This window comes from Clostridium sp. UBA1652, assembly GCF_002320975.1.
GTDB classification, from domain to species: domain Bacteria; phylum Bacillota; class Clostridia; order Clostridiales; family Clostridiaceae; genus Clostridium_T; species Clostridium_T intestinale.
In genome coordinates, this window is the sequence record NZ_DCLI01000038.1 from 48,914 (window position 1) to 55,614 (window position 6,701).

5 protein-coding genes and 1 riboswitch are annotated in these 6,701 nt (G+C 33.8%); all 5 genes read right to left on the minus strand.

What is annotated here, in order from left to right; all coding sequences use genetic code 11:
* Nucleotides 1–109: 109 nt before the first annotated feature.
* Nucleotides 110–2,206, minus strand: coding sequence for a YhgE/Pip domain-containing protein (locus tag B3N22_RS06330; protein ID WP_286905563.1), 2,097 nt, complete (start codon nt 2,204–2,206; stop codon nt 110–112).
* 187 nt (nt 2,207–2,393) lie between these two features.
* Nucleotides 2,394–3,128: an amino acid ABC transporter ATP-binding protein gene (locus B3N22_RS06335; protein WP_021803422.1), complete on the minus strand. Its 735-nt coding sequence runs from the start codon at nt 3,126–3,128 to the stop codon at nt 2,394–2,396.
* A 30-nt stretch (nt 3,129–3,158) separates the two neighbouring features.
* On the minus strand, nt 3,159–3,926 hold the full coding sequence (locus B3N22_RS06340) for an amino acid ABC transporter permease (RefSeq protein ID WP_286905564.1): 768 nt from the start codon (nt 3,924–3,926) through the stop codon (nt 3,159–3,161).
* Nucleotides 3,927–4,111: 185 nt separating this feature from the next.
* A complete protein-coding gene (locus tag B3N22_RS06345; RefSeq protein WP_286905566.1) occupies nt 4,112–4,939 on the minus strand; it encodes a transporter substrate-binding domain-containing protein in 828 nt (275 codons plus the stop codon).
* A gap of 118 nt (nt 4,940–5,057) precedes the next feature.
* A riboswitch (Lysine riboswitch) is annotated at nt 5,058–5,239 on the minus strand.
* A 252-nt stretch (nt 5,240–5,491) separates the two neighbouring features.
* Nucleotides 5,492–6,701, minus strand: a 1,210-nt coding sequence (locus tag B3N22_RS06350) for a collagen-like domain-containing protein (RefSeq protein ID WP_286905567.1), incomplete at its 5' end; no start/stop codon positions are given.

Genomic DNA, 6,701 nt, shown 5'->3' on the forward strand with positions numbered 1-6,701 from the left:
TAAATTTTATGGAACTAACCTCCTTATCATAATACCTATCCTATTACTGTACGTCAAATTGACAAACAAAAATTCCCCTCTAGATTTTACCCTAAAGGAGAATTATCTCTTAAGCTGCTTTTAAATTTTCATTACTTTTTTTCTCTTTTTGTAAAATATTAATAATAGCTCTTATAACTAGACCTCCACATAAAAATGCTAACATAAATATTAGTAGTATAAAGATATCCTTATTAAACACTACAGAATTTATTCCGCTAGTTACCATTCTCAGTATAGATACAGCATAAGTCATAGGTATATATTCGTTTATTATTTTAAAGAAAGTTGGTGCTGTTTCTATTGGGAAAGTTCCTCCTGATGAAGCTAACTGCAATAGGAATATAATAAACATTATTGGTGTTGCCACAATTCCTATAGCATGTGAAGCTCCATACATCACACTAAAGTATACAACAGATATAAACATATTTGTTATGAAGAAAGTTGTCATGGATACTGTGTGTATATTTAATCCCTTAGTAAGCACTACGCTTACTAATAAAGCTTGAACAACAGCTATTACTGTACCTAATACAAACTTTCCTAAAAAGCTGTTAAAGAACTTTCCTTTTATTAAATCAAATTTCTTAACAAGTGATAATAAAAGGTTAATAAACATTGCTCCTAACCATAAAGATAATGATACAAAATAAGGAGCTAATCCTTCACCATAATATTCTACGTTATTTATAGTATTTTCATTTAATACTACTGGCTCCTTTACAAAGTCGGCCATATTATCTGATGTAAATTTTAAATTATTAGCCATATCTGTGTATCCACTATTTAGACCATTTTTTAATTCTTTACTTCCTTCATTTGCATCATTTAAACCAGAGTTTAAAGTATTTGCACCATTACTTAGTTGTGATAATCCACTACTTAATTCTCCTGTTTTGTCAGCAGCAGTATTTAATCCCTGTAGTATTTGTCCACTTCCATCTTTTAATGAACTTGTCCCGGCAATTAATTGATCTACGCCTACTGCTGCCTGTATTTGACTTGCTTCAATACCTTTTACAAGTTCAGAAGTACCATCAGCCACTTGTTTTGCTCCACCTTTAAGTGTACCTAGTCCATCCACTAAAGGCTGTAGTGAATTAGCTGATTGACTCAATGGATATGCTATATTACTACTTATATCCTTACTTTTAACACCATCTAAAATAGCCTGAGCCTTCATAAGAGTTGCAACATCTAAATTTCCGGTTGTTTTATAAGTTTCTAAAACTGATGCTATTAAAGCATCTGAAGTATTTATATAACTCGATACATCCTTAATTCCAGTAGCTGCACTATTTAAGTTTTGAGATAGCTTAATATTTGCATCACTAGCTTTACCATAAATAGCATTAGCTCCATCAGAAACTCCCTTTGCTCCAGCTATAAGTTGATCTACTTTATCATTTTTTTGAGTTAATCCTTCTTTAAGCTGGTTCAATCCAATACTTAAAGAGTTTATTCCATTATAAACTTGGCTTTCACCCTTTGCTGCATCTTTTAGTCCCTTTTGTAGTTCTCCTGATCCGTTGGATGCTTTAATTAGTCCATTTGATAAATCCTTACTTCCATCGTAAAGTTGTTGAGTTCCATCTTGAAGTTTATTAGCCCCATCACTAGCATCTCCTAATGACTTTTTAATATCATACAAATTGTCAACAAGTGCTTTTGAAGTTTCCTCTTGTATATTTTCTGCTATTTCTGATTTTATACTTGTTGCTACTTTTTCAGATATTTGTGAGAATATATAGTTTCGCCCTTTGTTAGCTTCATAAATTATCTCAGGTTTATTAAAAACACCATCTTTTGAGTCTGCAATCTTTTGGGAAAAATCCTCTGGTATGACTATCATTGCATAATATTTATTACCCTCAACCCCAGCCTTTGCATCATCATAATTTACAAAATTCCACTGAACCTTTTTATTATCTTTTAGGTTATCTTGTAAGTCTTGTCCTATATTATACTTCTTATTATCTTTTACTATAGGCTTATCCATACTTACAAACGCTACAGGCACATTATCTAATTTACCATAGACATCCCAAAATGCGCTTAAATAAATAGAGGAATATAGCATAGGTATAAGTGTTACAGCAATTACAGATATAATTAAAATTCCTATAACAGATTTTTTAGCATTAAATTTATTAGTTTTATTCATGTTCCTTCCTCCTTTTATTCATAAACCGACTGGTCAGTTTCAATTAAACAACTTTTGAAGAAACCTGTCAACATTAGTAATCATTTTCAATTATGAACTAATGTTTAAATTTTTATTACCTTTTAAGACATAGATTTACATAGGTGTATAAAAAAATAAAACCCTTGAAATTCAAGGGTTTAGTTTATTAATTTAAAGTCCTTTTTAAGAACTCTCTAGTACGTTCTTGTTTTGGATTATTAAATATTTCTTCTGGTAGACCTTCTTCTGCTATAACGCCTTTATCCATAAACACTACACGATCAGATACCTCTTTAGCAAATCCCATTTCATGAGTTACTACCATCATAGTAAGTCCTGATTCTGCAAGTTCTTTCATAACCTTTAGAACTTCGCCTACCATTTCTGGATCAAGAGCTGATGTTGGTTCATCAAACAGTATAACATCTGGCTCCATAGAAAGAGCTCTAGCAATAGCAACTCTCTGTTTTTGTCCACCAGATAATTGTCTTGGTTTTGCATTTATAAAACGCTCCATACCTACAACTTGTAAATACTTCATGGCTACTTTCTCAGCCTCTTCTTTACTTCTTTTTAAAACCTTCATTTGTCCTACAGTACAGTTACTTAGAACATCATGATTGTTAAATAGATTAAACTGTTGAAATACCATGCCTAGCTTTGTACGATATGCACGTGTATCATGTTCATCATGTAAAATATCTTTTCCTTTATATATTATCTCACCACCACTTGGTTTCTCCAAAAGGTTAACGCAGCGAAGAAGAGTAGACTTACCTGAACCCGATGATCCTATGATACAAACAACTTCTCCTTTATTTACTGAAAAATCAATATCTTTTAAAACTTCATGAGTTCCAAAGGATTTATTTAAATGTTTAATATCAATTATTTTTTCCATACTTATCTCCTTTGTCCTTAAATCCTTAACCTAATTATTTTGGTTTCTGCGTAACATATCTTCTGGTGTTTCAACTTGCATTTGGTTTGCATACATAATATAGTTGTCCGGACCATCTATTTTTTTCTCGATAAATCTTAGTATTCTTGTTACTGCAAAGGTCATTATAAAATACATAACACTAGCAATAAAAAACGTTGCAAAAAACTTATAATTGATTCCTGCTACAGATTTTGCTTGGAAAAATAACTCTGTTACAGATATTACACTAAGTACAGATGTATCCTTTATATTTATAACAAACTCATTACCTGTAGCTGGTAATATATTTCTAATAACCTGTGGTAATACTACATTAATCATAGTTTGAACATGACTCATACCTATAGCATGTGCTGCTTCAAACTGTCCTTTGTCAATAGAAACTATTCCTCCACGGACAATTTCTGACATGTACGCTCCTGTATTTATAGATACTATAAATATACCTGCATATATTCGGTTCATATCTATCCCAAAAGCTAAAGCTGATCCATAATAAATTACCATCGCTTGTACTATCATAGGGGTTCCACGGAATACTTCTATGTAAATAGATAAGATAGCATTAATAATTTTTAGAACTGCCTTTTTTATACCTCTTTCAGGTACAGGAATAGTTCTAACCATTCCTACTAACAATCCTATAATAGATCCTAAGATTGTACCAATAATAGAAATTAATAAAGTCATACCAGCTCCACGTAAAAACATAGGCCAGTTATTTGAAAAGATTTTTACAATATCCTCAAAAGTCATTTTTTCACTCCTTTAATTTATCTGACGTCTAGCCACTGTAATACCTCTGGTGGGAGATAACATTGGCACGACTCTAGATAGGTTCAACTAAAATTCAGCTGGGGATAAAACCCTATCTGAATCAAGTTTCACTTGACAAAACCGAATGTTATTTAAATACACTCGGCTTTATATATACCTTGCTATTATTCAGCAGCAGGTTGGTTTTTTATAGCATTATCCATTATAGTCTTACGATCTGATTCAGAAATTTTTGCTAATGTAGAATTGATCTTAGCTGTTAAATCACTGCCTTTTTTCACTCCTACTGCTATTGCAACATCTTCTTCAGATGCCTTAAATCCATCCTTAAGCTCTATCATCTTAAAATTATTGCTATTAGATTCAGCACTAATTCCTTCTGGACGTTCTGAAACATATGCATCAATTACACCTGACTCAAGAGCAACTCTCATAGCCGAGAAATTATCCATAGCTGTTTGTTTTTGAACTCCAGCTATTTGATCTATAACAGAATAGTGAAAAGTATTTAATTGTGCAGTTACTTTAGCTCCACTAAAATCTTTTAACGAAGTAGCTCCATTATATTTTCCACCTTTCTTAACTACCATAACTAACTCTGATTTATAGTAATTATCTGAAAAGTCTATTGTTTCTTTACGTTCTGCTGTTGGAGACATACCTGCTATAACTGCATCTATCTTTCCAGATTCTAGTGCTGGTATTAATCCATCCCATTCTGTTTTAACTATAACTAACTTTTTACCTAAATCTTCAGCAATCTTTTTAGCTATTTCTACATCATAGCCTCCTGCATATTCTGCAGCCCCATCAATTTTAACTCCACCATTAGAATCATCCTTTTGAGTCCAGTTAAAAGGAGCGTACCCAGCTTCCATTCCAACTTTAAAAGTATCTTCAGTTTTTGATGTATCAGAAGCCTTTGAGCCACATCCTGTAAGTAAAAGTGTTGCTGATAAAACAGCTGTTACTATTAATGATAATTTTTTCATTTTTTGTTCCCCCTCATATTTTTAGCTTATATTATCTTTTTAAGTTATAAAAAAAGATCTGAGCTGAACTCAGATCGCAATAAACATAGTTGCTACTAGTTTCCCTCCACTTTTCCCTAAATGAGATAGCACAACTCAATAAACTGGGTGGCTTATTGAGACAGTCCTGCAGCTCTTAACTACAGACCCAGCAAATAATAATGAGATTATTATTTACTTCGGCGATATTTCCTTCTCTATAGCATCATTGCTTCTCAAACTCTTCTAAAGACTAATAAATATCGCGCCTCTACCCCACCATTAAAAGTGAGGTTTATTAAATTACATTATAAATGTACAATAATATATTATATATGTCAACAAAAGTGTTATATTTTTTTTAATTTTTTAGTGGAAATTCTAAAACGATTTTACATTATAAGAAAAGTATAGCTGAAAAAATATAAATTTTATCTCTAAATGATTTTTTATTCTTATAAATATATAACCCTACTAAATCAATGACATTAATTTAGTAGGGTAAATTTATAAACTATAATATTCTATATTTCTTTATCTCTGATCACTTATTACTGCGGAACTGTTATAGGTTGATAATGCTGAAGTAGGATCATATGGTGCACCAGTAGGAGTCCCAACTAGCAATGCAATATCAACGGCATTCTGTGGAATTCCCCATGAGTTTCCTGAGAAAACAAATATTGCTCTATCTACAACAAATCCTCTAGTATTATAAGTCACATTATCTACAATATATCCTGTAGAATTTGGATTTAAATATGCTGGTTGTCTCATAAAGTAGAATATATTATTTTGAACTATCAGGTTAACTACATTTCCCTGGGTTAAAAATCCACGATTTACTACCCAACCTGTAGATGGTCCTGCCTGAGGTGGTCCATATATATAGTTATTTGTTAGCTTGTGATTAATTCCTGCAAATTGTATAAACTCAACTGCATACGCCAAATCACTTGTAATAGTAAATCCATCTATTGTAACTCCGCTTCCAGTAACAAGGAAAGGAATCACAGCTGCTTGTAATAAAACTATTGTATTAGGATATCCTTGTAATGTTACTCCTGCTTTATTAACTGTAATTGTTGCAGTAACTGAATAAGTTCCTCCTAAAACATGAACTATACCTGTAGGTGATACTGCTGTAACACCTTGTTGAATAGTTCCAAATGGGCTTGCCTGAGTTCCATCTCCACCAACTGCACCAGCTTGAACATATACTTCAAACGGATTTGGTTGAACAGTTCCAGTTGCTCCGGTTGCTCCGGTTGCTCCTGTTGCTCCAGTTGCTCCAGTTGCTCCTGTTGCTCCGGTTGCTCCTGTTGCTCCAGTTGCTCCAGTTGCTCCGGTTGCTCCAGTTGCTCCGGTATCCCCAGTTGCTCCTCCAGCAGGCCCTGTTTCACCTATAGCTCCAGTTGGCCCCGTTGATCCTGTTACTCCGGTTTCACCTATAGCTCCAGTTGGACCTGTTGCTCCGGTTGCTCCAGTTTCACCTGTTACTCCTCCAGGTTCGCCTGTTGCTCCTGTTACTCCGGTTGCCCCGGTTTCACCTGTTGCTCCTGTTACCCCAGTTACTCCTGTTTCACCTGTTGCTCCTGTCACTCCTGTTGCTCCGGTTATTCCTGTTGCTCCTGTTGCTCCTGTTTCACCTGTTGCTCCAGTTACTCCTGTTGCTCCAGTTATTCCTGTTACTCCAGTTGCTCCTGTTGCTCCAGTTGCTCCAGTTACTCCAGTTGCTCCAGTT